The sequence below is a fragment of the Pantoea sp. DY-15 genome (assembly GCF_019795935.1).
Taxonomy (GTDB): Bacteria; Pseudomonadota; Gammaproteobacteria; order Enterobacterales; family Enterobacteriaceae; genus Pantoea; species Pantoea leporis.
Genome location: NZ_JAIMIF010000008.1, coordinates 55281 through 77900 on the forward strand (window position 1 = coordinate 55281; position 22620 = coordinate 77900).

21 protein-coding genes are annotated in these 22620 nt (G+C 57.8%); 15 read left to right on the forward strand and 6 right to left on the reverse strand.

The window, feature by feature from the left end; genetic code table 11:
* The first annotated feature begins 29 nt into the window (after positions 1-29).
* Positions 30-521 carry a GNAT family N-acetyltransferase gene (locus K5Y32_RS22995; RefSeq protein WP_222185976.1) on the forward strand — a complete coding sequence of 164 codons (492 nt, stop codon included), beginning with the start codon at positions 30-32 and terminating at the stop codon, positions 519-521.
* A gap of 99 nt (positions 522-620) precedes the next feature.
* Here the strand turns inward: K5Y32_RS22995 and K5Y32_RS23000 are convergent, their stop codons facing one another.
* Positions 621-1529, reverse strand: coding sequence for a sugar ABC transporter substrate-binding protein (locus K5Y32_RS23000; protein ID WP_222185977.1), 909 nt, complete (start codon positions 1527-1529; stop codon positions 621-623).
* Positions 1530-1942: 413 nt separating this feature from the next.
* On the opposite strand from K5Y32_RS23000, the gene K5Y32_RS23005 reads away from it, so the two are divergent.
* The 8 genes from K5Y32_RS23005 to K5Y32_RS23040 all read left to right on the forward strand — a co-directional run bounded on the left by K5Y32_RS23005 (position 1943) and on the right by K5Y32_RS23040 (position 12457).
* Positions 1943-3325, forward strand: a complete 1383-nt coding sequence (locus K5Y32_RS23005; RefSeq protein WP_222185978.1) for an MFS transporter — start codon at positions 1943-1945, stop codon at positions 3323-3325.
* A 136-nt stretch (positions 3326-3461) separates the two neighbouring features.
* Positions 3462-4625, forward strand: a complete 1164-nt coding sequence (locus K5Y32_RS23010; protein WP_222185979.1) for an HD-GYP domain-containing protein — start codon at positions 3462-3464, stop codon at positions 4623-4625.
* Positions 4626-4734: 109 nt separating this feature from the next.
* Positions 4735-4824: a K(+)-transporting ATPase subunit F gene (gene kdpF / locus K5Y32_RS23015; RefSeq protein WP_081113208.1), complete on the forward strand. Its 90-nt coding sequence runs from the start codon at positions 4735-4737 to the stop codon at positions 4822-4824.
* Entirely contained in the window at positions 4824-6503 is a 1680-nt protein-coding gene (gene kdpA, locus K5Y32_RS23020; RefSeq protein ID WP_222185980.1) for a potassium-transporting ATPase subunit KdpA, read from the forward strand. The genes kdpF and kdpA overlap by 1 nt, the downstream gene beginning before the upstream one ends.
* Positions 6504-6510: 7 nt before the next feature.
* A complete protein-coding gene (gene kdpB, locus K5Y32_RS23025; protein WP_222185981.1) occupies positions 6511-8559 on the forward strand; it encodes a potassium-transporting ATPase subunit KdpB in 2049 nt (682 codons plus the stop codon).
* A gap of 11 nt (positions 8560-8570) precedes the next feature.
* Positions 8571-9140 (forward strand): potassium-transporting ATPase subunit KdpC, encoded by a 570-nt coding sequence (gene kdpC / locus K5Y32_RS23030; protein ID WP_222185982.1) that lies wholly within the window; start codon positions 8571-8573, stop codon positions 9138-9140.
* A gap of 71 nt (positions 9141-9211) precedes the next feature.
* Entirely contained in the window at positions 9212-11893 is a 2682-nt protein-coding gene (gene kdpD, locus K5Y32_RS23035; RefSeq protein WP_222185983.1) for a two-component system sensor histidine kinase KdpD, read from the forward strand.
* A gap of 54 nt (positions 11894-11947) precedes the next feature.
* A complete protein-coding gene (locus K5Y32_RS23040; RefSeq protein ID WP_110867675.1) occupies positions 11948-12457 on the forward strand; it encodes a TIGR00645 family protein in 510 nt (169 codons plus the stop codon).
* A 69-nt stretch (positions 12458-12526) separates the two neighbouring features.
* Here K5Y32_RS23040 and K5Y32_RS23045 read toward each other — a convergent pair whose 3' ends face one another.
* On the reverse strand, positions 12527-13468 hold the full coding sequence (locus tag K5Y32_RS23045) for a LysR family transcriptional regulator (RefSeq protein ID WP_222185984.1): 942 nt from the start codon (positions 13466-13468) through the stop codon (positions 12527-12529).
* Positions 13469-13560: 92 nt separating this feature from the next.
* Here K5Y32_RS23045 and K5Y32_RS23050 point away from each other — a divergent pair, with 92 nt between their 5' ends.
* The 4 genes from K5Y32_RS23050 to K5Y32_RS23065 all read left to right on the forward strand — a co-directional run bounded on the left by K5Y32_RS23050 (position 13561) and on the right by K5Y32_RS23065 (position 17600).
* Positions 13561-14766, forward strand: a complete 1206-nt coding sequence (locus K5Y32_RS23050; protein ID WP_222185985.1) for an MFS transporter — start codon at positions 13561-13563, stop codon at positions 14764-14766.
* Between the two features lie 53 nt (positions 14767-14819).
* Positions 14820-16169: a sodium:proton antiporter gene (locus tag K5Y32_RS23055; RefSeq protein ID WP_101762737.1), complete on the forward strand. Its 1350-nt coding sequence runs from the start codon at positions 14820-14822 to the stop codon at positions 16167-16169.
* Positions 16170-16195: 26 nt separating this feature from the next.
* Positions 16196-16543, forward strand: a complete 348-nt coding sequence (locus tag K5Y32_RS23060; protein ID WP_137386704.1) for a hypothetical protein — start codon at positions 16196-16198, stop codon at positions 16541-16543.
* A gap of 160 nt (positions 16544-16703) precedes the next feature.
* Entirely contained in the window at positions 16704-17600 is an 897-nt protein-coding gene (locus K5Y32_RS23065) for an alpha/beta hydrolase (RefSeq protein ID WP_222185986.1), read from the forward strand.
* Here the strand turns inward: K5Y32_RS23065 and K5Y32_RS23070 are convergent, their stop codons facing one another.
* The gene (locus K5Y32_RS23070) at positions 17601-18518 is read right to left on the reverse strand and encodes a bestrophin family protein (protein ID WP_222185987.1); all 918 of its coding nucleotides are present in this window, start codon (positions 18516-18518) and stop codon (positions 17601-17603) included.
* Between K5Y32_RS23070 and K5Y32_RS23075 the strand changes: the two genes are divergently transcribed.
* Positions 18468-18677: a hypothetical protein gene (locus K5Y32_RS23075; RefSeq protein WP_222186063.1), complete on the forward strand. Its 210-nt coding sequence runs from the start codon at positions 18468-18470 to the stop codon at positions 18675-18677. The genes K5Y32_RS23070 and K5Y32_RS23075 overlap by 51 nt on opposite strands.
* On the opposite strand, the gene K5Y32_RS23080 is transcribed toward K5Y32_RS23075, so the two are convergent.
* A complete protein-coding gene (locus tag K5Y32_RS23080) occupies positions 18627-19529 on the reverse strand; it encodes a LysR family transcriptional regulator (RefSeq protein ID WP_222185988.1) in 903 nt (300 codons plus the stop codon). The two genes, K5Y32_RS23075 and K5Y32_RS23080, sit on opposite strands and share 51 nt — an antisense overlap.
* A 95-nt stretch (positions 19530-19624) precedes the next feature.
* On the opposite strand from K5Y32_RS23080, the gene K5Y32_RS23085 reads away from it, so the two are divergent.
* A complete protein-coding gene (locus K5Y32_RS23085; protein ID WP_222185989.1) occupies positions 19625-20446 on the forward strand; it encodes an SDR family oxidoreductase in 822 nt (273 codons plus the stop codon).
* Positions 20447-20539: 93 nt separating this feature from the next.
* On the opposite strand, the gene K5Y32_RS23090 is transcribed toward K5Y32_RS23085, so the two are convergent.
* Complete coding sequence (locus tag K5Y32_RS23090; protein ID WP_222185990.1) at positions 20540-21319, reverse strand: L-threonylcarbamoyladenylate synthase; 780 nt, start codon at positions 21317-21319, stop codon at positions 20540-20542.
* 261 nt (positions 21320-21580) lie between these two features.
* Complete coding sequence (locus K5Y32_RS23095; protein ID WP_101762731.1) at positions 21581-22513, reverse strand: nucleoside recognition domain-containing protein; 933 nt, start codon at positions 22511-22513, stop codon at positions 21581-21583.
* Between the last annotated feature and the right edge of the window lie 107 nt (positions 22514-22620).

Sequence of the window (22620 nt, forward strand, 5' to 3'; positions counted from 1 at the left end):
CTTAGTGCATGTGAAAAGGGATTACCGACATGGATTTACACATTCGCGGTCGTGAGCCGGGCGATGCCGCCGCCTACCAACGCCTTTACAGCCATCCTGACGTTTATCGCTGGACCACGCAGTTGCCGTGTCCGAGCATAGCGACCTGGCAGAAAAAATTCGAAAAGATGGATGAGCTGGGATACATCGGCTTTGTTGCGGAGATTGAGGGTGCGATGGTCGGTGAGCTCACGCTGTTTGTCGAACAGCGTCCGCGTACGCGTCACAGCATCAGCTTTGGTATCAGCGTCGATCCGGCGTTTGGCGGGCGCGGCATTGGTGAAAAGCTGATCCGCAACGCGATGGATTACGCCTTCAACTGGCTCGGCATCATGCGCATTGAGCTGGAAGTGTTCCACGATAACGAACGCGCGCTGCGCCTGTATCAGAAGCTGGGCTTCGAGCGCGAAGGCGTGAAGCGCAAAGCCTGCCTGCGCGACGGCGAGTATCACGATATCGTGCAGATGGCACAGTTACGTTAACCGTAGGGTCGCCATTCATGGCGACCTTATTGATAACTGCACCAAACATGCGTTATGGTCGCCATCAATGGCGACCCTAAGATTTAGCGATAATTATCGTTATTTATCAACGTACTTCTGCATATTCTCTTTAGTCACCAGCTCAAACGGGATCCACACGTGTGAATCCACTTTCTCGCCTTTGATCAGCTTCTGCGCCACATCCACCGACGTTTTGCCCTGGCCGACCGCATCCTGGAAAACCGTGACCTGAATTTTGTCCTGCGACAGCGCTTTCAGGCCGTCTGGCGTAGCATCGATACCGCCAATCAGCACCTTTTTATTGCTTTTAGCCAGCGCCATGGCCGCGCCTATCGCCATCTCATCGTTATTAGCCGCAACGATATCAATCGCTTCATCGTTGCCCAGCCAGCTATTCATCAAATCCATGCCTTCATTGCGCGCGTAGTTGGCGGGCTGTTTCTGCACCACTTTCATGCCGGGATATTTCGCCACCACTTGCTCAACGTCTTTGGTGCGTTGCAGCGCACCGGCGTCGGTCAGATTACCGATCATGATCGCCACATTGCCTTTGTAGTTAGCCATTTTCGCCAGCGCTTCCATCTGCAAGGTGCCGGATTCACGCTCGTCGGAGCCGACAAACACCACGCCGGCCGGCAGCGATTTATCGCCCGGCGTGCGGTTGACGTACACCAGCGGAATTTTTGCCTGCTGCGCCAGCCTGGTGAGTTGCGGCGTGCTGGCGGAATCGACCGGATCGACGATGATCGCATCCACGCCCGCACCGATAAAACTCTGCACCTGATCGGTCTGACGTCCCACATCGCCGCGTGCATCTTCAAACTGAATATCAAGCCCACGCGCTTTGGCTTCTTTATCAATCGACTGGCGAATAATGGTGAGGAAGTTTTGATCGAAGTAGGCCATCGACACGCCAATTTTTTCCGCCAGCGCCGAGGCTGACGTTGAGAGCAGGCCGAGCAACATCATCGCCTTGAGGATTTTCATCGCAGACTCCAGAGTAAGCTTGTTATTAGAATGAATGTTTCATCGATTTTAAAAATGGCTCAATGAAATCATTTTCAGCCTACGAGCCCGCCACCCGGCTGACAATCAGCAAGGTTGGATTTTGCAGCTAAGCGCACACTTTGCTCTCGGGTGCGTCTTTCCTTCGCGCGCTCATAGTTGCACTGCGAAGGATTTTCTTAGAGTTGGCGCACATTGCGGTGCAAAAGCCCGCTGATTTTTGAGGTTCTGTGCAGCACCGCACCTCACTTTGTGCCAGCGGCTAAATCTGGCGCTAATTTGCCCCCATCGATTCCGCCATTCGCACAATGACCGTGCGTGAAACTGCTTCCTATAGTTGCTCAACAGGGAAATAAAGCGGTATTCCGGCACGTTTCATTTGAGGAATTCAGCCCATGCAAAAAGCCAAAAATCGGCCACACAACAGCCACGTACGCGTTGGGATCCTTTGCCTGATCCTGTTTCTTTCCGTGGTGGCGTATGCCGACCGCTCGATCCTGTCGATCTCAGGATCGGCGATCAAAGATGAGTTTGGACTTTCGGCGATCCAGCTTGGTCTGATCCTCTCGGCATTTAGCTGGGCCTATGTGATCGGCCAGATCCCCGGCGGCCTGTTTCTCGATCGCTTCGGCACCAAAAAAGTGTACGGCGTGACGCTGGCGCTGTGGTCGATCTCCACGTTGCTGATGGGCTTTGTTGGCGAGTTCTCCAGCGGAATGACCATGGCGCTCACGCTGATGTTTGCGCTGCGTTTCGCGCTGGGCCTGATTGAAGCACCGAGTTTTCCCGCCAATGCGCGCGCGGTGATCATGTGGTTTCCCAGCGCCGAACGCGGCCGCGCCTCTTCACTCTTCGCCTCGGCGCAATATTTTGCCGTCGCCATCTTTTCGCCGCTTTCCGGCTGGCTGGTGTCGCGCTTTGGCTGGGAATGGCCGTTCTTTGTGCTGGGCGGTATCGGCGTGCTGGCGGTGTTTGTCTGGATGGGCTTTATGCGTAGCCCGCGCCATCATCCGCAGGTCTCGGAAAATGAATTGCGCTACATTGAGCAGGGCGGCGCGCTGGTGGATATCGATTCGGCGCAAACGCTTAAAGCGCGTCCGCCGTTGAGCAAAGCGATGTTCAAAAAGCTGCTCAGCAACCGCATGCTGTGGTGCGCCTATATCGGCCAATACTGCATCATCGCGCTCAGCTACTTCTTTATCACCTGGTTCCCCATTTATCTGGTGCAGGCGCGCGGCATGAATATTCTTGATGCCGGTTTTGCCACCATCGCACCGGCGGTATTTGGTTTCCTCGGCGGCATCAGCGGCGGCTACATCTCCGACAAACTGCTGGCAAGCGGCTGGAGTTTATCCTGGGCGCGTAAAACGCCATATATCGTCGGCATGCTGATGGCGGCTTCGCTGGTTCTGGCGGCGGTGATCCCCAGCAACGTCGGCATTATCGCCATCATGTCGTTCGCCTTTTTTGGCAAAGGCGTGGCGGCAGGCGCCGGAACCTGGACGATTGTCAGTGATACCGCACCGAAAGAAGCCGTTGGCCTGGCGGGCGCGATTTTTAACGGCATCGGCAATATGGCGGGTTTTATCACGCCGCTGCTGTTCGGCATCATCGTCGGCTTAACCGGCAGCTACAGCATCGGGCTGGTGTTTGTCGGCGCGCACTGCGTGGTCGCCGCTTTGCTGTTCCTGCTGGTGATGGGACCGATTGAACGTGTTGGTGAAGAGCAGGATGTTTCAAGCCAGGTCGCCATAAATGGCGACCCTACAACGCCGTAGGCGCACAGCATCCGCAGGGTGCGCATTTATGCGCACCTATTTCGCAAACCTCACCGATCGCACAAATCCACTCTGAAGATTTTTTGCTCAGCTGCCGATACCTCCTTACCACCCACTGATATTAAGGAGCGATATCGTGATAAAGCTGATTAACGTTGACGAATTGCAGCAGGGAATGTTTATCCACAAACTGGAGGTTTGGTGGGTCAAAGATAAGCGCATTCGCAACCAAATGCTGATCACTGATAAACGCCAGATCGCGATGATCCGCAATGAGGGGATCCTGCAGTTATGGATCGATCTCGACAAATCGGTTCAGGCCCCCGTCACGCCTGCGCCGAAAAAAGATATTCCTAAAACCCCGTTTTTCCAGGAGATGGATCAGGCGCAAAGCATCTTCAATCAGGGGAAACCGCAGGTGCTGGCGATGTTTAACGAGGCGCGCATGGGGCAAGGCCTCGACCTCGATTATATGCTTGATCTGGTTGATCAAATTGCCGGTTCGATCACCCGCGAACCCACGGCGCTGCTGAGCGTGGCGCGCCTGAAGAATCACGACGATTACACTTATCTGCACTCAATGGCGGTGTGCGGCCTGATGATCTCGCTCGGCAAAAAAATGGGCCTCGATGAGCATCAGCTGCGGCGCGTTGGTATGGGCGGTTTGCTGCATGATGTGGGTAAAGCCGCGGTGCCGCTGGAGATTCTCAACAAACCTGGCAAGCTCAGCGACGAAGAGTTCACTGTGATGCGTCAGCATCCGATTGTGGGCGCGCAGATGCTGATGGAAGCCAATGCCGGTGAAGATCTGCTTGATATCGCGCTGCATCACCATGAAAAGTACGACGGCAACGGTTATCCGCATGGACTGAAAGGCGAAGAGATCTCGCTGTATGCGCGCATGGCATCGGTGTGCGACGTTTATGATGCCGTCACCTCGAATCGTCCTTATCGCAAAGGCTGGACGCCTGCCGAAGCGATGCACAATATGCTGAGCTGGCGCGGCCACTTCGATAACACGCTGCTGCACGCCTTCGTGCGCACTATCGGCATTTATCCGGTGGGATCGCTGGTGCGACTGGCTTCCGGGCGCGTGGCGCTGGTGGTGCAGGCTGGCGAAAAATCGCTGCTCAAGCCCAAAGTGCATGTGTTCTGGTCGCTGCACGCACAGCGCGAAGTAAAACCGGAAGAGCTCGATCTCGGCGACAGCTTCTGCACCGACAGCATCACCGGCGCAGAAGACAGCGGCTTATGGCAGAACATCGATCTGAACCGCATCTGGGCGTTAGAAAGCGCTTAATTCTTCACCATTTTTATACTTTATTTACGCCCGCTTCCCGCCTTTTTACCTCTTCTTTATGCCGCGCCGCGCATGCTTGCAGCACTACCAAAATCCTCTGGAGGTTGCTGTGAGCGTGGGCGTGATAGCCGGCATCGTGCTGGTGTTTGTTCTTCTGGGCTACCTGATTTATGCCCTGCTTAATGCGGAGGCATTCTGATGGCGGCGAATGCATTCATGCTAATTGCGGTGTTTCTGCTGGTACTGATGGTGCTGGCACAACCGCTGGGACGTTATCTCGCCCTGTTTGTGGCTGACAAGCCGCTGCTGCCGCGCACCGAGCGTGCGCTGTGGCGACTGGCCGGTGCCGACGGCGACGCCATGCGCTGGCCGCACTATCTGCTGGCGATTCTGCTGTTTAACGCGCTGGGTTTTGCCTTGCTGCTGCTGATGTTGATGACGCAGGCCGCGCTGCCGCTGAACCCGCAGCATCTGCCTAATCTCAGCTGGGATCTGGCGCTCAATACCGCCATTAGCTTCGTCACTAACACCAACTGGCAATCCTACGCCGGGGAAAGCACGCTGAGCTATTTCAGTCAGATGGCGGGCCTCACGGTGCAGAACTTCCTTTCGGCGGCGACCGGTATCGCCGTGGCGTTTGCGCTGATTCGTGGTTTTGCCAACCGTTCGCTGGATACGCTCGGCAACGCATGGCGCGACCTGACGCGCATTACTGTTTACGTGCTGCTGCCGATCAGCCTGGTTATCGCGCTGTTCTTCATCAGCCAGGGCAGCATTCAAACCTTCGAACCGTACCATGCGCTCACCACGCTGGAAGGCGCGCAGCAGACGCTGCCGCTCGGTCCGGTGGCATCGCAGGAAGCGATCAAAATGCTCGGCACCAACGGCGGGGGTTTCTTCAACGTCAACTCAGCACATCCGTTCGAAAACCCGACCGCGCTGACCAACTTCGTGCAGATGCTGAGCATCTTCCTGATCCCGGCGGCGCTCTGTTTCACCTTTGGTCAGCATCTGGGCGATCGTCGTCAGGGCCACATGCTGCTGTGGGCGATGACCATCATGTTCGTGCTGGCGGTGATCACCGTGATGTGGGCCGAACTGCGCGGTAATCCGCACTTCCTCGCGCTCGGCGCGGACAGCGCCATCAACATGGAAGGCAAAGAGACGCGCTTCGGCATTCTCAACTCCAGCTTGTTTGCGGTGATCACCACGGCGGCGTCGTGCGGTGCGGTCAACGCCATGCATGACTCCTTCACTGCGCTCGGCGGCATGGTGCCGATGTGGTTGATGCAGCTAGGAGAAGTGGTGTTCGGCGGCGTCGGTGCTGGCCTGTACGGCATGCTGCTGTTCGTGCTGCTCGGCGTGTTTATCGCCGGGTTGATGATCGGTCGCACGCCAGAATACATGGGCAAAAAAATCGACGTGTGGGAGATGAAGATGACCGCGCTGGCGATTCTGGTGACGCCAACGCTGGTGCTGCTCGGCACCGCGCTGGCGATGATGACCGACGCTGGTCGCGCCGGTATGGCCAATCCCGGCATTCATGGCTTTAGCGAAGTGCTGTACGCGGTGTCATCGGCGGCCAACAACAACGGCAGCGCCTTTGCCGGACTGAGCGCTAACACGCCGTTCTGGAACCTGCTGCTGGGCTTCTGCATGTTGGTGGGCCGCTTCGGCATCATCATTCCGGTGCTGGCGATTGCCGGTTCGCTGGCGGCGAAGAAAATTCAGCCAGTCGGCAACGGCACGCTGCCAACGCACGGCCCGCTGTTTATCGCGCTGCTGATCGGTACCGTCTTGCTGGTGGGCGCATTGACGTTCATCCCCGCGCTGGCATTGGGCCCGGTCGCGGAACATCTGCAATTAATTCAGGGATAACGGAATTATGAGTCGTCAACAACTGGCGCTGTTTGATGCGGCGCTAACCCGCGTTGCCATGCTGGATGCGCTGAAAAAACTCGATCCACGCGTGCAGTTCCGCAACCCGGTGATGTTTTTGGTGTGGATCGGCAGCGTGCTGACCTCGGTATTGGCGGTGGGCATGGCCAGCGGCGCGCTCAGCGGTAACGCGGGCTTTACCGCCGGCGTCGCCATCTGGCTGTGGTTCACCGTGCTGTTCGCCAACTTCGCCGAAGCGCTGGCGGAAGGGCGCAGCAAGGCGCAGGCCAACAGCCTGAAAGGCATCAGTAAAACCAGCGATGCGAAAAAACTGGCCGAAGCGCGCTACGGCGCAGCCTGGCACAACGTGGCGGCCGATACGCTGCGCAAAGGCGATGTGGTGCTGGTGGAAGCCGGTGACATCATTCCGTGCGACGGCGAGGTGCTGGAGGGCGGCGCATCGGTGGATGAGAGCGCCATCACCGGTGAATCCGCGCCGGTGATCCGTGAATCGGGCGGGGATTTCTCCTCGGTGACCGGCGGTACGCGCATTCTTTCCGACTGGCTGGTGATTCAGTGCAGCGTCAATCCGGGCGAAACCTTCCTTGACCGCATGATTGCGATGGTGGAAGGCGCGAAACGCCGTAAAACGCCGAACGAAGTGGCGCTGACCATTCTGCTGGTATCGCTGACGATTGTGTTCCTGCTGGCGACCGTCACGCTGTGGCCGTTCTCGGCGTATGGCGGCACGCCGGTCAGCATCACGGTGCTGGTGGCGCTGCTGGTGTGTTTGATTCCGACCACCATCGGCGGCCTGCTGTCGGCCATCGGTGTGGCGGGCATGAGCCGCATGCTGGGCGCGAACGTCATCGCCACCAGCGGCCGTGCGGTGGAAGCGGCGGGCGACGTCGATGTGCTGATGCTGGATAAAACCGGCACCATCACGCTCGGCAACCGTCAGGCGACGCAGTTCCTGCCTGCGCCAGGCGTCAGCGAACAGCAGCTGGCCGATGCGGCGCAGCTGGCGTCGCTGGCCGATGAAACGCCGGAAGGGCGCAGCATCGTGGTGCTGGCGAAGCAGAAATTTAATCTGCGTGAGCGTGACTTGAGCAGTATGGGCGCGAGCTTCATTCCGTTCTCGGCGCAAACGCGCATGAGCGGCGTGAACGTGCAGGATCGTCTGATCCGCAAAGGTGCGGTCGATGCGGTTCGTCGCCACATTGAAGCCAATCATGGCCGCTTCCCGTTAGAAGTGAATGCCGCCGTCGAAGAAGTGGCGCGCGCTGGCGGCACGCCGCTGGTGGTGGCCGAAGGCGCCCAGGTGCTGGGCGTGGTGGCGCTGAAAGATATCGTCAAAGGCGGTATCAAAGAGCGCTTTGCCGAGCTGCGCAAGATGGGCATCAAAACGGTGATGATCACCGGCGATAACCCATTAACCGCGGCGGCGATTGCGGCGGAAGCGGGTGTCGATGACTTTCTGTCGGAAGCGACGCCGGAAGCCAAGCTGGCGCTGATTCGTCAGTATCAGGCCGAAGGACGCTTAGTGGCGATGACCGGCGACGGCACCAATGACGCACCAGCGCTGGCGCAGGCCGACGTGGCGGTGGCGATGAACTCGGGAACCCAGGCGGCGAAAGAGGCCGGCAATATGGTCGATCTCGACTCGAATCCGACCAAGCTGCTGGAAGTGGTGCACATCGGTAAACAGATGCTGATGACGCGCGGCTCGCTCACCACCTTCAGTATCGCCAACGACGTGGCGAAGTATTTCGCCATTATTCCGGCCGCGTTTGCCGCCACCTATCCGCAACTCAACATGCTCAACGTGATGGGGCTGCATTCGCCGAACTCGGCGATTTTGTCGGCGGTAATTTTTAACGCGCTGGTGATTGTGTTCCTGATCCCGCTGGCGCTGAAAGGCGTGAGTTATCGTCCGCTGAGCGCGGCGGCGCTGCTGCGTCGCAACCTGTGGATTTACGGTGCGGGCGGATTAGTGGTGCCGTTTATAGGTATTAAAGCCATCGACCTGCTGCTAACGCTGCTTGGTCTGGCGTAAGGAGAAGAGAAATGAGTCAGTTACGTCCGGCTATTGTATTGTTACTGGTGCTTACGCTGCTCACCGGCGCGGTCTATCCGCTGCTGACCACCGGTCTGGCGCAGTGGTGGTTCCCATCGCAGGCCAACGGTTCGCTGATTGAGCAGGATGGCGCGGTACGCGGTTCCGAGCAGATTGGTCAAATGTTTAATCAGCCGGGCCACTTTTGGGGTCGACCTTCCGCTACCGGCGATGCGCCTTATAATGCGTTGGCCTCCAGCGGCAGCAATCTGGCAGGCAGCAATCCGGCGCTGGATAAAGCGGTAGCGGAACGCGTCGCCGCGCTGCGTGCGGCTAATCCGCAAGCCCCCAAAGCGGTGCCGGTGGAGTTAGTTACCGCATCGGCGAGCGGATTAGATCCGGATATTTCGCCAGAAGCTGCGTTGTGGCAGGCACCGCGCATCGCCGCCGCGCGCAATATGGCGCTTAAAGATGTTGAGGCGCTGATTGTGCGCCACACCGAGCGCCCGCTGCTGCCGTTTGTCGGCGAAGAGACGGTAAACGTGCTGCGCCTGAATCTGGCGCTGGATGATTTGCAATAAACCCGTAGGGTCGCCATTTATGGCGACCGTTTCCATGGCCGCACGGAACCTCGATTAATTGGACGGATTCTTTGAACGACTTACATGATGAACTGCCGCGCCCCGATCCCGATGCGCTGCTGCTGAACCACAGCGACAGCCATCGCGGTAAGCTGAAAATCTACTTTGGCGCCTGTGCGGGCGTGGGCAAAACGTTCGCCATGCTGCAGGAGGCGCAGCGGCTGCGGGCGCAAGGTCTCGACGTGTTAGCCGGCGTGGTAGAGACCCACGATCGTGCAGAGACCGCCGCGCTGCTCAACGGGCTGGCGCTGTTGCCACGGCGAACCACCGGCCGTTCGCGCCACGCCGAATTCGATCTCGATGCCGCGCTGGCGCGCCATCCGGCGGTGATCCTGATGGATGAACTGGCGCACACCAACGTGCAGGGTTCGCGTCATCCCAAGCGCTGGCAGGACATTGAAGAGCTGCTCGAAGCGGGCATTGACGTCATCACCACCGTTAACGTCCAGCATCTGGAAAGCCTGAATGATGTGGTCGGCGGCGTCACCGGCATTCAGGTGCGTGAAACCGTGCCCGATCCCTTCTTTGATAGCGCCGACGAAGTGGTGCTGGTGGATCTGCCGCCGGACGATCTGCGTCAGCGGCTGAAAGAGGGCAAAGTCTACGTCGGCGACCGCGCCGAACGCGCCATCGAAAACTTCTTCCGTAAAGGCAATCTGTTCGCGCTGCGTGAGCTTGCGTTGCGTCGTACCGCCGATCGCGTGGATGACCAGATGCGTGCCTGGCGCGATCGGCAAGGCCGCGACAAAGTGTGGCACACGCGTGATGCCATTCTGCTGTGCATTGGCGACGATACCGGCAGCGAAAAGCTGGTGCGCACCGCCGCGCGTTTAGCGGCACGGCTCGGCAGCGAATGGCACGCGGTGTATGTGGAAACGCCGCGCCTCAATCGGCTGCCGGAAGCGCGCCGTCGCGCCATTTTACGCACGCTGCAACTGGCGCAGGAACTTGGCGCTGAAACCGCCACGCTCTCCGATCCCGATGAAGCGCGCGCGGTGCTGCGTTACGCGCGCGAGCACAATCTCGGTAAAATCGTGACCGGACGTCAGCCACAACGGCGCTGGCGGCGCGACAGCTTTGCCCAGCGCCTCGGCGAACTCGGCCCGGATCTCGATTTGCTGGTGGTGGCGCTGGATGAACCGGTGCGCGATGCGCCGCATCCGCTCAGCGGCCAGCGCGCCAGCAACGAAAAATGGCGGCTCTATCTGCGCGGCTGTGTGATGGCGCTGCTGCTGTGTATTTTGGTCACCGGCGTCGGCCGCTGGCTGCTGGTGGCGTTTGATCCCGCCAACAGCGTGATGATTTATCTGCTGGCGGTGGTGCTGGTGGCGCTGCGCTATGGCCGCTGGCCGTCGGTGTTCGCCACGGTGATCAACATCATCGCTTTCGACCTGTTCTTTGTCGCGCCCACCGGCACCGTCGCGGTGTCGGATTTGCAGTATCTGGTGACCTTTGCGGTGATGCTGGCGGTGGGCGTGATTGTTGGGAATCTGACGGCGGGCGTGCGCTATCAGGCCAAAGTGGCGCGCTACCGCGAACAGCGTGCGCGGCATCTGTATGAGATGGCGAAAGCGCTCGGCAGCGATTTGACGCCGCAGGATATTGCCACCACCAGCCAGCGCATCATCGATGTCACCCTGCAGGCGCGCAGTTTACTGCTGCTGCCGGATGAGCAGGGCGAGCTGCAAACCGTGGGCGATACGGCGATCGGTACGCCGCCGGATCTGGCTATCGCCAAATGGAGTTACAGCAAAGGCCAACCGGCGGGCGCGGGCACCGATACCTTGCCCGCGGTGCCGTACCAGATTTTGCCGCTGAAAAGTGGTAATCACTGTCTCGGCTTGCTGGTGGTGGAACCGAAAAACCTGCGTCAGCTGATGATCCCCGAACAGCAGCGTTTACTGGAAACCTTCACCGTGTTGATTGCTAACGCGCTGGAACGCATGGCCCTGTCGCACAGTGAAGCGGCGTCGCGGCTGGCCGCCGAGCGCGAGCAGCTGCGTAATGCGCTGCTGTCAGCGCTGTCGCACGATCTGCGTACGCCGCTGACGGTGCTGTTTGGTCAGGCGGAGATGCTGATGCTCGATCTCGCCAGCGAAGAGTCGAAGTATGTCGACCAGGCCAATCAGATTCGTGAACAGACGCTGAGTACTATCCGGCTGGTGAGTAACATGCTGGATATGGCGCGCATACAATCCGGTGGACTCAATCTGCGCGAAGAGTGGGTGGCGCTGGATGAGGTGATTGGCGGCGCGCTGAGCAGCATGGGCCCGTCGCTGAAGGGCCATGAATTTATCCTCGATTTACCCGAGATGGTGCTGATCAAAGGCGACAGCGCCATGCTGGAGCGCGTGTTTACCAATCTGATCGAAAACAGCCTGAAATACGCAGGCAACGCGGCGCAGCACGGTATTCGGGCGTGGCGCGATCGCGATCGGCTGGAGATTGCGGTGTGGGACAGCGGTCCCGGCATCGCGGCGGAGAACCTCACGCGTATTTTTGACAAATTTGCGCGCGGTGATGAAGAGTCGGCGGTGCCGGGCGTCGGCTTGGGTTTGGCGATCGGTAAAACCATTATCGAATCCCATCGCGGGCGCATCTGGGCGGAGAATCGGCCGGAAGGCGGCGCGGTGTTCCGTTTGTCATTGCCGCTGCCCGCCGCGCCTGAAATTTCTGAAGAAGGGCTGAAATAACTTCACATAAGTTCGGTTATACTCGCCCACTTGTCTGTTGATTAATGGGAACTTATGGAACGTTTTATCGAAAACCTGATGTATTCATCGCGCTGGCTGCTGGCTCCGGTTTACATGGGACTTTCGTTGGGCCTGCTGGCGCTGACCATCAAATTCTTCCAGGAAATTTTTCACCTGTTGCCGCACGTCTTCAGCATTGCGGAGAACGATTTGATTCTGCTGCTGCTGTCGCTGGTGGACATGACGCTGGTCGGCGGTTTGCTGGTGATGGTGATGCTCTCGGGTTACGAGAACTTTGTCTCCAAGCTGGATATTGATGAGCACAGAGAGAAGCTGAGCTGGCTCGGTAAAATGGACTCCGGCTCGTTGAAAAACAAAGTTGCGGCCTCGATTGTGGCGATTTCGTCGATTCACCTGCTGCGTATCTTTATGGACGCGCGCAACATCGAAAACGAAAAGCTGATGTGGTACGTGATTATCCACCTGACGTTTGTGCTGTCGGCCTTTGTGATGGGCTGGCTGGACAATATGTCGAAGGGGGATAAGAAAGCGGTGAAGATGTGATGAACCAGGTCGCCATAAATGGCGACCCTACAAAATCATCGCGTAGGGTCGCCATTCATGGCGACCTTTTCATTTCCTCGCCGGCGTCGCCGGCTGCGTCCCGGCTAACTTCGGCATCACTTCCCGAATCATGGCGAAAAACTTCTGTAACCGCGCCGGATAATAGCTGGCCCACGGATAAGTCAGCCACACCGGCAACGGCGGCGCTTGCCACTCCGGCAACAGTTGAATCAAATCCCCTTTGGCTAAATCTTCCTGCACCACCCACGACGACACCACCGCCGCGCCCATCCCGGCAACGGCGGCTTTACGCACCGCGTACAAACTGTCGCTGGCGAGGCGCGGGGCAATCGCCAGATTCACCGGCTGACCATCGCTAATTCGCTGCAGGGCGATTTCGTTGCGATAAAAACTGGTCAGCGCCAGCCACGGCAGGTTGGTGAGCTGCGAAACTTCTTCAACCGGCGGATGCGCCGCCAGCAGCGACGGTGCCGCCACCACAAAGCGCGGCACTTCCGCCAGCAGCACCGCCACGATGGACGCATCGCTAGGCGCACCGACCTGAATGGCGCAGTCGATGTTTTCGCTGATGAAGTCTGGCGTGCGGTCATTCAGCGTCCACTCCACGTTTAAGCGTGGATAGCGATGCAGATAATCAATCAGCGGTTCAATCAGCTGATCCTGACCAAACGCATGCGGTGCCCGCACGCGCAGGGTGCCAATCGGGTCGTCGCTGGCACCGGTGAGGTCATCCTCCAGCGCGTGCCAGGTCGCGACCAGCTGACGCGCCTGCGCATAACAGCGCTCGCCATCGTCGGTGAGTTTCAGCGCATGCGTGGTGCGCATAATCAGTTTGAGACCAAGCCGCTGCTCAAGCGCCTGCAGCCGTCGGCTGATAGTGGGCTGCGTGGTGCCGAGCTGGGCGGCGGCGGCGGAGAGCGATCCGCTCTCGACGATGCGGATAAAGGTCTGCATCAGTTCGATACGATCAAGGCTGGATGGGTTGTTCATACGTACCGCGCATAACAGTTCTGTGTTTGAGCAGTCTACCGCGTATGGCGGCGACGCGCTTTAATAAGCGCACTTTCACGGGGGAATCCACTATGTCAGCCATATCAACGTCAGCCATGCCAGCTGAAAAACTGCCCGCGCCGCTGGTCTTCACGCTCGCGGCCGGTGCCGGACTCAGCGTCGCATCGATTTACTACAGCCAGCCGATGCTGGATATCATCAGCAAACAGTTCAACGTCGGCATCGGCAGCGTCGGCATGGTGCCAATGCTGACGCAAGCTGGTTACGCGCTGGGGATTCTGCTGCTGGCTCCGCTTGGCGACCGCCACGATCGTCGCACCATTATTCTGATTAAAGGTTTGCTGCTGGTTGCCGCGCTGCTGCTGTGTGGCTTCTCGGGCGGATTGAACGCCTTGCTGATTGCCAGCTTCGTCACCGGTTTAACCGCCACCGTGGCGCAGGACATCGTGCCCGCTTCAGCGGCGTTAGCGCCGGAGCGCAGCCGCGGCAAAATCGTCGGCACGGTAATGACGGGATTGCTGGTGGGGATTTTGCTATCACGCGTGGTAAGCGGCGTGGTGGCGGAGTATTTCGGCTGGCGCACCATGTACATGATTGCGGCGGTGGCGGTGTTGCTGATTAGCATGGCGCTGTGGCGCGTGCTGCCGCGCTTTACGCCGGGCACGTCGGTGAGCTATCCGCGTTTGCTGCTGTCGCTGGCGCATCTGTGGCAGCACCATCAAACGCTGCGCCGCGCCGCGCTGGCACAAGGTTTGTTGTCGGTGGGCTTTAGCGCCTTCTGGTCAACGCTGGCGTTGATGCTGAGTCAAAACTTCCATCTGGATAGCGCGGTCGCTGGCGCATTCGGCCTTGCGGGTGCGGCAGGCGCTCTAGCCGCGCCGTTAGCGGGCAGCGTGGCGGATCGCATCGGTCCGGCGCGTGTTACGCAGTACGGTGCCACGCTGGTAATGGTGTCGTTCGCGCTGATGTTCCTGCTGCCGCTGCTGCCGATGCCGGCTCAGCTTGGTCTGATTATCATCAGCACCATCGGTTTTGATTTGGGGGTGCAGGCCACGCTGGTGGCGCATCAGACGCTGGTTTATAGCCTGGCGCCAGAAGCACGCAGCCGCCTTAACGCCTTGATGTTTACCGTTGTTTTCATCGGCATGGCGACCGGCGCGGCGCTGGGTAGCCTGGCGCTGGCACATTGGGGCTGGACCGGCGTGGTTGCACTCGCAACATTGGCCGCTGCGCTTGCCCTGATGATTCGCCTCGCAAGCCGTCATCTGAAAAACTGATCGCCTAACATGTGCCAGGCTTAAAGGAGAATGTTATTTAAAAACGGAGCGTTATGAATTTCCTGGCCTGGACCGCCGCCACCGGCGGTCTTTTACTTCTTATGTCACTGGCTTCCGGTTGGATACACCGCGGGCCAGTGACCTCATTTGGTCTCTACCTGTTCGCGGGCATTCTATGTGGCCCGTGGATGCTCAATCTGCTGCAAGTCGACATCATCGGTCACGCCAACCTCGCCGCGCATCTTACTGAAATCGCGATGGCAGCCTCGCTGTTTATCACCGGGCTGAAACTGCGCTTACCGCTCAACGCGCATGCGTGGCGGCTTGGCGTCAGGCTGGCGTTTCCCGCGATGCTGCTCACCGTCGGCAGCATGACGGTGCTGGTGCACTGGATCACCGGCTTTGACTGGGCGATGTCGCTGGCGTTTGGTGCCATTGTCGCGCCGACCGATCCGGTGCTCGCCAGCCTGATTTCAGTGAACGATGCGCGTGATGACGATGCCCTGCGCGTGGCGCTCTCCAGCGAAGCGGGCATGAACGACGGCTCGGCGCTGCCGCTGCTGATGCTGGCGATTTTGCTTTTGCAGCCGGGCGAGCTCAGCACCGCTGCGCTGGGCGAATGGTTCGCCAAAGATGCGCTGTGGGCGATAGGCGGCGGGCTGGGAATCGGCTTTGCGCTGGGCTGGCTGATCGGCCAGCTGGCGACGCATTTACGTACCGCCAATCAGGATCTGGCACCTAACGATCTGTTCGCGCTGGCGCTGATTGCGCTCAGCTATGCCGCCGCGCAGTCGGTGGATGCGTCGGGATTCCTCGCCACCTTTGCGGCTGGCGTCGGTTTACGTCGCGCGGAATTGCGCGTGGTGAAGCACTATCCGCAAGATGAGATGTCTGAAGAGGAGCGTTTCTTACCGGCTGAAGCGCGCGTGAATACCGGTCAGCGGATGGCGCAGGGCAGCAGCGGCATGGTGAAATCGGTGGGTTTGGTGATCGGCGATGCGCTCTCCTTTGGTGATACTATCGAGCGTTTGCTGGCGGCGGGCATGATGGTGGTGCTCGGTATTACGCTGGCGCAGCACTGGAATCTCACCGGCATTGGCCTGGCGCTACTGCTGTTTGTGGTGGTGCGTCCGCTGGCGGTGTGGATCACCACGTGGCGCTGCGATATTCCGTTGATGCGACGCTTGCTAATTGGCTGGTTGGGTATTCGCGGCATCGGCAGTATCAATTATATTGCCTATGCATGGGTGCACGGCATGCGTGGACCGCAGGCGGAGCAGATGGTGGACATGGCGCTGACGTTAGTGGTGTGCAGCATTGTGTTGCACGGCATCACGGTCACGCCATTGTTAAACTGGCGTGCTGCCCGTCAGGCCGCCCGCGCCGAACAGAACGAAAAATGATTTATTGGAAATTATTGGAGCCTATTATGAAAGCGTTATTACTCGCCCTCGTTGGGCTGTCGCTGTCGGCCGGTGCGTTGGCTGCCGACGGTGACAATAATCAGGAAGAGAATGTTTATGCCAGCCAGCTGTGTCATCTGGTGAGCAGTGAAAAGAAGACCAGCGATTTGGATGGCTACACCGAGAAGCTCAAGTCGCAGCTCGCGGCCAGCCAGTCTTCATCGGCCATGCAGCAACCTGAATTTAATGAAGAAATCGCGCAGGAAGTGATTAGCGCGTGGCTGGAGTTGGGCGAGGATGAGCGCGGCAAACTGCGCCACGACCAGTCGCAATGTGAGCAAACGGTAATGACTCAATTTCAACAGCAAGATTAGTTCTATTTATCGCAAGAATACGCGCCTTTTTAGGCGCGTTTTTTTATGGCTTTTTTGTACGATTTACGTACATAATCGCCAACGTCGAAATCAGACACGCGTCACATAATGAGATTCAGCTGTTGAAGCTGGCATTTTTTGCATACTGGCACTGGGCAAGATGATTACACGTCGTCACTTTTTGTTGGCTACTGGAGCAACCGTTCTCTCGATGACCACGGGCAAGCTATTTGCCCGCGATGACGTCATTCCGTTGTGGCCCGACGATCCGCCGGGCGGCGGCGGTCCTTCCGGCTTGCTTAAAGTGAATTCGCACGGCTCCTGGACCAATATCGTTTCACCGGCGATTCAGCGTTTCCGCCCGGAAAATCCCAACGGCGAAGCGGTGATTGTGGCGGCGGGCGGCGGCTATCGTTTTATCGGCATGGGCCGCGAAGCCTGGCCGGTAGCGCGCTGGCTTAATGCCAACGGTTATACCGTGTATGTGCTCAGCTACCGTTTGCCGGGTGAGAAGTGGCAGGCGGGCAATCTGGCACCGCTGCAGGATGCGCAGCGCGCCATTCGTCTGGTGCGTTCGATGGAGCGCAAAGTGCATGTGCTGGGCTTTTCTGCCGGTGGCCATCTACTTGGCATGGCGGCGGCGCGTCCGGATTTCGAATCCTATCCGGCGCAGGATCCGCTTGACCAGATCAGGCCGAAGGTGGATAGCGTTGGCCTGATTTATCCGGTGATCACCCTTGAAGCGCCGTATCAGCACACCAACACGCATCTGATGATGGTGGGGAAAAACGCCACGCCAACCCAGGAAGCCAACTGGTCAGTGCAAAACTACGTCACACGTCACTATCCCCCGACGTTCCTTGCACAGGCCGAGGACGATCGCACCTCCAATCCGCATAATACTGAACTGATGCGCGATACCTGCCGCCGCATGCGCGTGCCGGTTGAGCTGATTGAGCTCAGCAGCGGCGGTCACGGTTTTGGTCTCGGCAAAGCGGGCACGCCTGCCGCGTTGTGGGATCAGGCGTATGTGCGTTGGTTGGATAATCAGAGTTAATTACGTCAGATTGAAATTCGCATCCGGCTGTAACGGTTCCGGTAGCGGCATATCGCCATTCATCGCTTTCAAATTGCGTTCGATAGTGACGCACAGCGCATCGAGCGGCAGATGATTCGGTGCGGTGCCAAACGGATGTTCCAGCTCCTCCGCCAGCGCTTCCAGCGATAAAAAGGTGTAGGAGATAAACATCGACACCAGCGGCGTCATCAGGTGCAAATCCGCTACCAGCGCAAACGGCAGCAGCGTGCAGAACAGATAAACGGTGCGATGCAGAATCAGGCTGTAGGCGAACGGAATCGGTGTGCTGGCAATGCGATCGCAACCGCCCAGAATCGCCGATAGCTGATTCAGATTCTCATCAATGCTCTGCCAGACAATATCCGACACCAAGCCTTCATCGCGGCGTAGCGCCAGCCATTCGCTCAAACACAACAAAATCTGCGACGTCGGCATCGGATGATGCAACACCGCGCTGCGCCAGTTAGCCGGCAGCAAACGCTGCAGATCGGCCTGCACATCGGTTTTACGCAGGCGATGTTTCAGGCACCAGCAAAACGCCAGCAGCAAGCCGGTAAATTCCCGCACCTGTTCTTCGCTCACGCCACGCATGCTTTTGATCTGCCGCAGCAGCGAGCGCTGGGTGATATGCAGGCTGCCCCACAAGGTGCGGGCTTCGAGAAAGCGCGCATAGCTGGCGTTATTGCGAAAGCCGAGGAAGATAGCGATCGACACCCCGACCAAACTAAAAGGCGCGGTGGTGAGATGAATGCCAAAAGTGGAGTACCACGGATAGCCGAAGATGGCGATCAGCGACATCAGCAGGTTAAGCGACAGGCGGAACACGATGTTGCTGAGCACCGATCCATGCCAGTCAAACAGCCGGAGAAACCAGTGTTGGTGAGGACGTACGATCATTTTGCGATGGTGTATTTTTTAGGTTTTGTGGCGACAGGTTACGCCGCCGGGCATGAGGTGATCAACGCCATTGCTACAGGTTTTGAGACAAAAGCCGTGCTGCTCGCCTCACGCATGACGCGGCAGGCTGATTTTCAGCGCATCGATAAACAGCCGTAGCGCCATGGATTGATGCCGGTTGGGCGGGAACCACAGCGCAATCCCCGCCGATTGTACCCGCCAATCGGCCAGCAGCTCCACCAACTGGCCGCTGCGCATCTCTTTCTCGACATACAGCGACGGCACATAAGCAATGCCTAAACCGGCGAGGGCGGCCTGCGCCATCAGCGCGTTGCTGTCCAAAGTCAGCGTGCCTGGCACGTCAATCTCCTGCTTTTGTCCCGCCTGCGCGTATTCCCACTGATAACGTTTTCCGCTGGGTAAGCGCTGACGAATGCACTGCTGTTGCAGCAGATCGCGCGGATGAATAACCGCCGCGTTTCTCGCCAGATAAGTGGGCGCGGCGACGGTGACAAACGTCAGCGGACCCCCAAGCGGAACGGCCACCATATCCTGCGGCACATCCTCAATCAGCCGAATGCCGGCATCAAAACCGGCGGCGGTGATATCCACCAGCGCACCTTGCGCGGCGAAATCGAGCTGGATATCGGGATAGCGCGCGCTAAAGTCCGCTAACACGTGCTCCAGCAGCAAACCGATCGAGGCATCGCTGGCGCTGATGCGCAGCATGCCGTAATGCTGATGGCGGCTGGCGGAGATGTCGTGCAGCACATCATCCATCTGATTCAGCAGCGGCGAGAGCCGATCCAGCAGTTGCTGCCCGGCATCGGTGAGCGACACGCTACGTGTGGTGCGTTGAAACAGCTGTACGCCAAGATTGTGCTCCAGCGTTTTCACCAGATGGCTGAGCGAAGAGCGCTTTAAGCCGAGCATTTCAGCGGCACGGCGAAAGCTGCGCTGCTCGCCCAGCGTTTTAATGGCCTGCAGTTCGTGCCAGGAGGGACGTCTCATTGGTGGCTTTTCCTCACCGGGTCATGCGCGATTAGGTTGATTATCTCCACCAGTAGAGCGATCTACCATCAGGTTTTCAATATGAGGAGCACAAGATGAAAACCTGGTTGATTACCGGCGCCAGCAGCGGGCTGGGCCGATTGATGAGTGAACGTTTACTGGCGCGCGGCGATCGCGTAGTAGCGACGGTGCGGAGTGAACAGGCGATGGCCAATCTGCAGCAAACCTATGGCGAACAGCTGCAGGTTATTACGCTGGATCTGGCGCACACCGCCAGCATCGCGCCCACCATTGAACGCGCCTTTGCCGCCGTCGATCGCATTGATTTGGTGGTGAGCAATGCCGCTTACGGCCTGTTCGGCGCAGCTGAAGAGTTGAGCGATACGCAGATTGATCGGCAGATCGCCACCAATCTTACCGGCTCAATCCAACTGATTCGCGCGGTGATCCCGTTCCTGCGCCAGCAAGGCGGCGGGCGCATCGCACAGGTTTCCTCGGAAGGCGGCCAGGTCGCTTATCCCAATTTCAGCCTGTATCACGCCACGAAATGGGGGATTGAGGGATTTGTCGAGGCGGTGCGCCAGGAAGTCGCCAGTTTCGGTATCGATTTCCTGCTGGTCGAGCCGGGCCCCACCGCAACCCATTTTGGCGCCGGGCTGGACGTGGCAGATGCGCTAGAAGTTTATCGTGAAAACGCTGCTGGCCAACTGCGGCAGGCAATTCTTTCAGGCGATTTCACCATTGCCGGCGATGCCGGGAAATGCGTTACGGCGATGATCGCCACGCTGGATCAGGCCAGCATGCCGCTGCGTTTAGCGCTTGGCAGTACGGCGTATCAGAACATCGAAGCGGCGCTGGAAGGGCGGTTGGCGGAGCTGCGCGGGCAACGCGATCTGGCATTCGGCGCGGATGTGTAATCAGGGAAGCAGCCAGGTGCGCATGAATGCGCACCCTACGAAAACCGCGCCAAACCACTGTAGGGTCGCCATTCATGGCGACCACTCAGTAGATCAGTAATAGTCGCCGTGGCGGTAATCCCACGACGGGAAGATCTCAGACAGCAGCGCCATAATTTTATCCACATCCAATCCTTTACGGATCAGCACCGGGCACGGCGTGATTTTGCGCTCGCCGTTTTGCTGTGGAATCAGGCGACCTTCGCTATCCACCATCGACACCATAACGCCTTGTTCGTAGCGCACTTTATTTGCATCGTTGGGCTGGATGGATTTCACGTAAGCATTGGCTTCGATAATTAAATCGGCGCGGGCTGCAATACGCTCGCCAATGCCTTCGACCAAACCGCGATTACCCTGGCCAGAGGGATTGGCCGAACTGGCAAAGGAGAATTTGCCGTGAGTATCCCACAATGCTTTTGCGATATTTTCCCCCGGCTTGCCGAATTTAATCACAAAGCAGCTGGTTTGACGGCCATCCATCATTAGCTCTTTTGAGCCATCATCGGGAATACGCGACAGCGCATCATCGCGCCACGGTAAAATACAACCCAGCAGAATATCTTCATCCCAGTGGCGCTGATAAAGCTGGTCGATTTCGGGCGTCAGTTGCGCCAGCGAACGCAGCTGTTCCAGCGAGCCGCACAGCACTACGCCCGGCTTATTGCGTTTGCGCTGCTTGGCTTCGAACTTACGCTCCAGGCCGGCTTTATCGGAAGTCATAATGATGTAGCCCACTTTGGTTGGGCTGACGATCATGCCGCCATCTTTTGCCAGAATGTCGATGGCTTCCGGTTGTAATTCGCCATTCCAGGTTATCTGCTTACCGCTCATGGATTTACCCTATCTGCAAAAAAAGGCCGTACAGGAATATTACCTGCAATGAATTTATGGGCTTGATAAATTAACCTGACGTTTCATCGGGGTTAATTATATTATTGTCGAAATATCTGTTGCGATAATAGTACTAAAATTATCGCTAATGCAATGGGCGAAAATAACGATGAAATTAATAGGGGTAATAATAAATAATGCCTGTGAAGTGTAGTGTTATTTATCTAATAGCGCTGAAAGCGTATTCAGCGCCAGTAATAATCAGAACAGGATGGCGTGCACCGTCGCACGCAGCGCAATACCGAGCAGAATGCCAGGCACGGCAAAGCGGAACAGGCGCGGGAATCGGCTCGACAGGCCAAGGTAAATCCCGATGCCGGGCAGGTCAAAGGTCTGAATCAGTAATCCCGCCGAGGCGTTGATGTTGTGCGCGCTGTATAATCCTTTCTCCACCAATCCCGCCACCACGCCGTAATAAGCGGTGCCGCCCGCCAGACATTTGGTCAGCGCCGGAAGAATATAGACTTCGGAAATATTCAGCTTATCCAGCAGCGGCGACACCAGACGCGTCAGCATTTCAATCCCGCCCGCTTCTTTCAACATGCCAACCACCGACAATGAAATAATCAGCATCGGCAGCGAACCCAGCGCCAGACGAATCGCATCGGATCCGGCGCTATTAATGATGCCAATCAGCCCCATTTTATTTTCACTGTTGGTAACGGCCTCATCTTCATTTAATAGCGCCGCATCGGAAAGTTTGCGGCCAAACAGGTGATAGGTTGCCGCCGCTGCTAATACACCGCCGCAGATCGAAATAATTAGCGCTGTGCTCCAGTGTAATCCCGCCGGAATAAGGGGATAAAAGGTGCTGGCCTGGCCCATCGCAAACAGCATCGCCAGCGTGGCCGCCATATGACGATCGGACGTACCGCGCTTTTCCATGATGGCCAGCGCCGCCAGCGGTGCCGCGAAGCTGACGAAATTAAGTTGAATCATGGCAAAAAATGCCAGACCGGTAATACCGAAAGGTTTTAATAACGGTGTGGCATGACGTACAACAAAATCCAGTACGCCTTTGACCTCCAGATATTTCATGATGAATAACATCACCACCATAATCGGAATCAACGTGTAAAGCGCTACGTCTACCGAGGCTTTGCCTGCGGACATAATGATATCAATAATATTCATGCCCGATTCCGACCTTTGTTCACACCGTTCTCCCCGTAAAAATAAATAAGCTGGCAATGCCATGAAGTTTGCGGTGCGCATTAATGCGCGCCCTGCAGCAAAGAAAT

Bases quoted from the DNA above. Each gene is read 5' to 3' on its own strand.
- K5Y32_RS23060 (WP_137386704.1), top strand. From the start codon at position 16,196: ATGAAAGCGTTATTACTCGCCCTCGTTGGGCTGTCGCTGTCGGCCGGT.
- K5Y32_RS23055 (WP_101762737.1), top strand. From the start codon at position 14,820: ATGAATTTCCTGGCCTGGACCGCCGCCACCGGCGGTCTTTTACTTCTT.
- K5Y32_RS23045 (WP_222185984.1), bottom strand. From the start codon at position 13,468: ATGAACAACCCATCCAGCCTTGATCGTATCGAACTGATGCAGACCTTT.
- kdpC (WP_222185982.1), top strand. From the start codon at position 8,571: ATGAGTCAGTTACGTCCGGCTATTGTATTGTTACTGGTGCTTACGCTG.
- kdpA (WP_222185980.1), top strand. From the start codon at position 4,824: ATGGCGGCGAATGCATTCATGCTAATTGCGGTGTTTCTGCTGGTACTG.
- K5Y32_RS23000 (WP_222185977.1), bottom strand. From the start codon at position 1,529: ATGAAAATCCTCAAGGCGATGATGTTGCTCGGCCTGCTCTCAACGTCA.
- K5Y32_RS23080 (WP_222185988.1), bottom strand. From the start codon at position 19,529: ATGAGACGTCCCTCCTGGCACGAACTGCAGGCCATTAAAACGCTGGGC.
- K5Y32_RS22995 (WP_222185976.1), top strand. From the start codon at position 30: ATGGATTTACACATTCGCGGTCGTGAGCCGGGCGATGCCGCCGCCTAC.
- K5Y32_RS23040 (WP_110867675.1), top strand. From the start codon at position 11,948: ATGGAACGTTTTATCGAAAACCTGATGTATTCATCGCGCTGGCTGCTG.
- K5Y32_RS23090 (WP_222185990.1), bottom strand. From the start codon at position 21,319: ATGAGCGGTAAGCAGATAACCTGGAATGGCGAATTACAACCGGAAGCC.
- kdpB (WP_222185981.1), top strand. From the start codon at position 6,511: ATGAGTCGTCAACAACTGGCGCTGTTTGATGCGGCGCTAACCCGCGTT.
- K5Y32_RS23050 (WP_222185985.1), top strand. From the start codon at position 13,561: ATGTCAGCCATATCAACGTCAGCCATGCCAGCTGAAAAACTGCCCGCG.
- K5Y32_RS23070 (WP_222185987.1), bottom strand. From the start codon at position 18,518: ATGATCGTACGTCCTCACCAACACTGGTTTCTCCGGCTGTTTGACTGG.
- K5Y32_RS23095 (WP_101762731.1), bottom strand. From the start codon at position 22,513: ATGAATATTATTGATATCATTATGTCCGCAGGCAAAGCCTCGGTAGAC.
- K5Y32_RS23065 (WP_222185986.1), top strand. From the start codon at position 16,704: ATGATTACACGTCGTCACTTTTTGTTGGCTACTGGAGCAACCGTTCTC.
- K5Y32_RS23075 (WP_222186063.1), top strand. From the start codon at position 18,468: ATGCCAGTCAAACAGCCGGAGAAACCAGTGTTGGTGAGGACGTACGAT.
- K5Y32_RS23005 (WP_222185978.1), top strand. From the start codon at position 1,943: ATGCAAAAAGCCAAAAATCGGCCACACAACAGCCACGTACGCGTTGGG.
- K5Y32_RS23085 (WP_222185989.1), top strand. From the start codon at position 19,625: ATGAAAACCTGGTTGATTACCGGCGCCAGCAGCGGGCTGGGCCGATTG.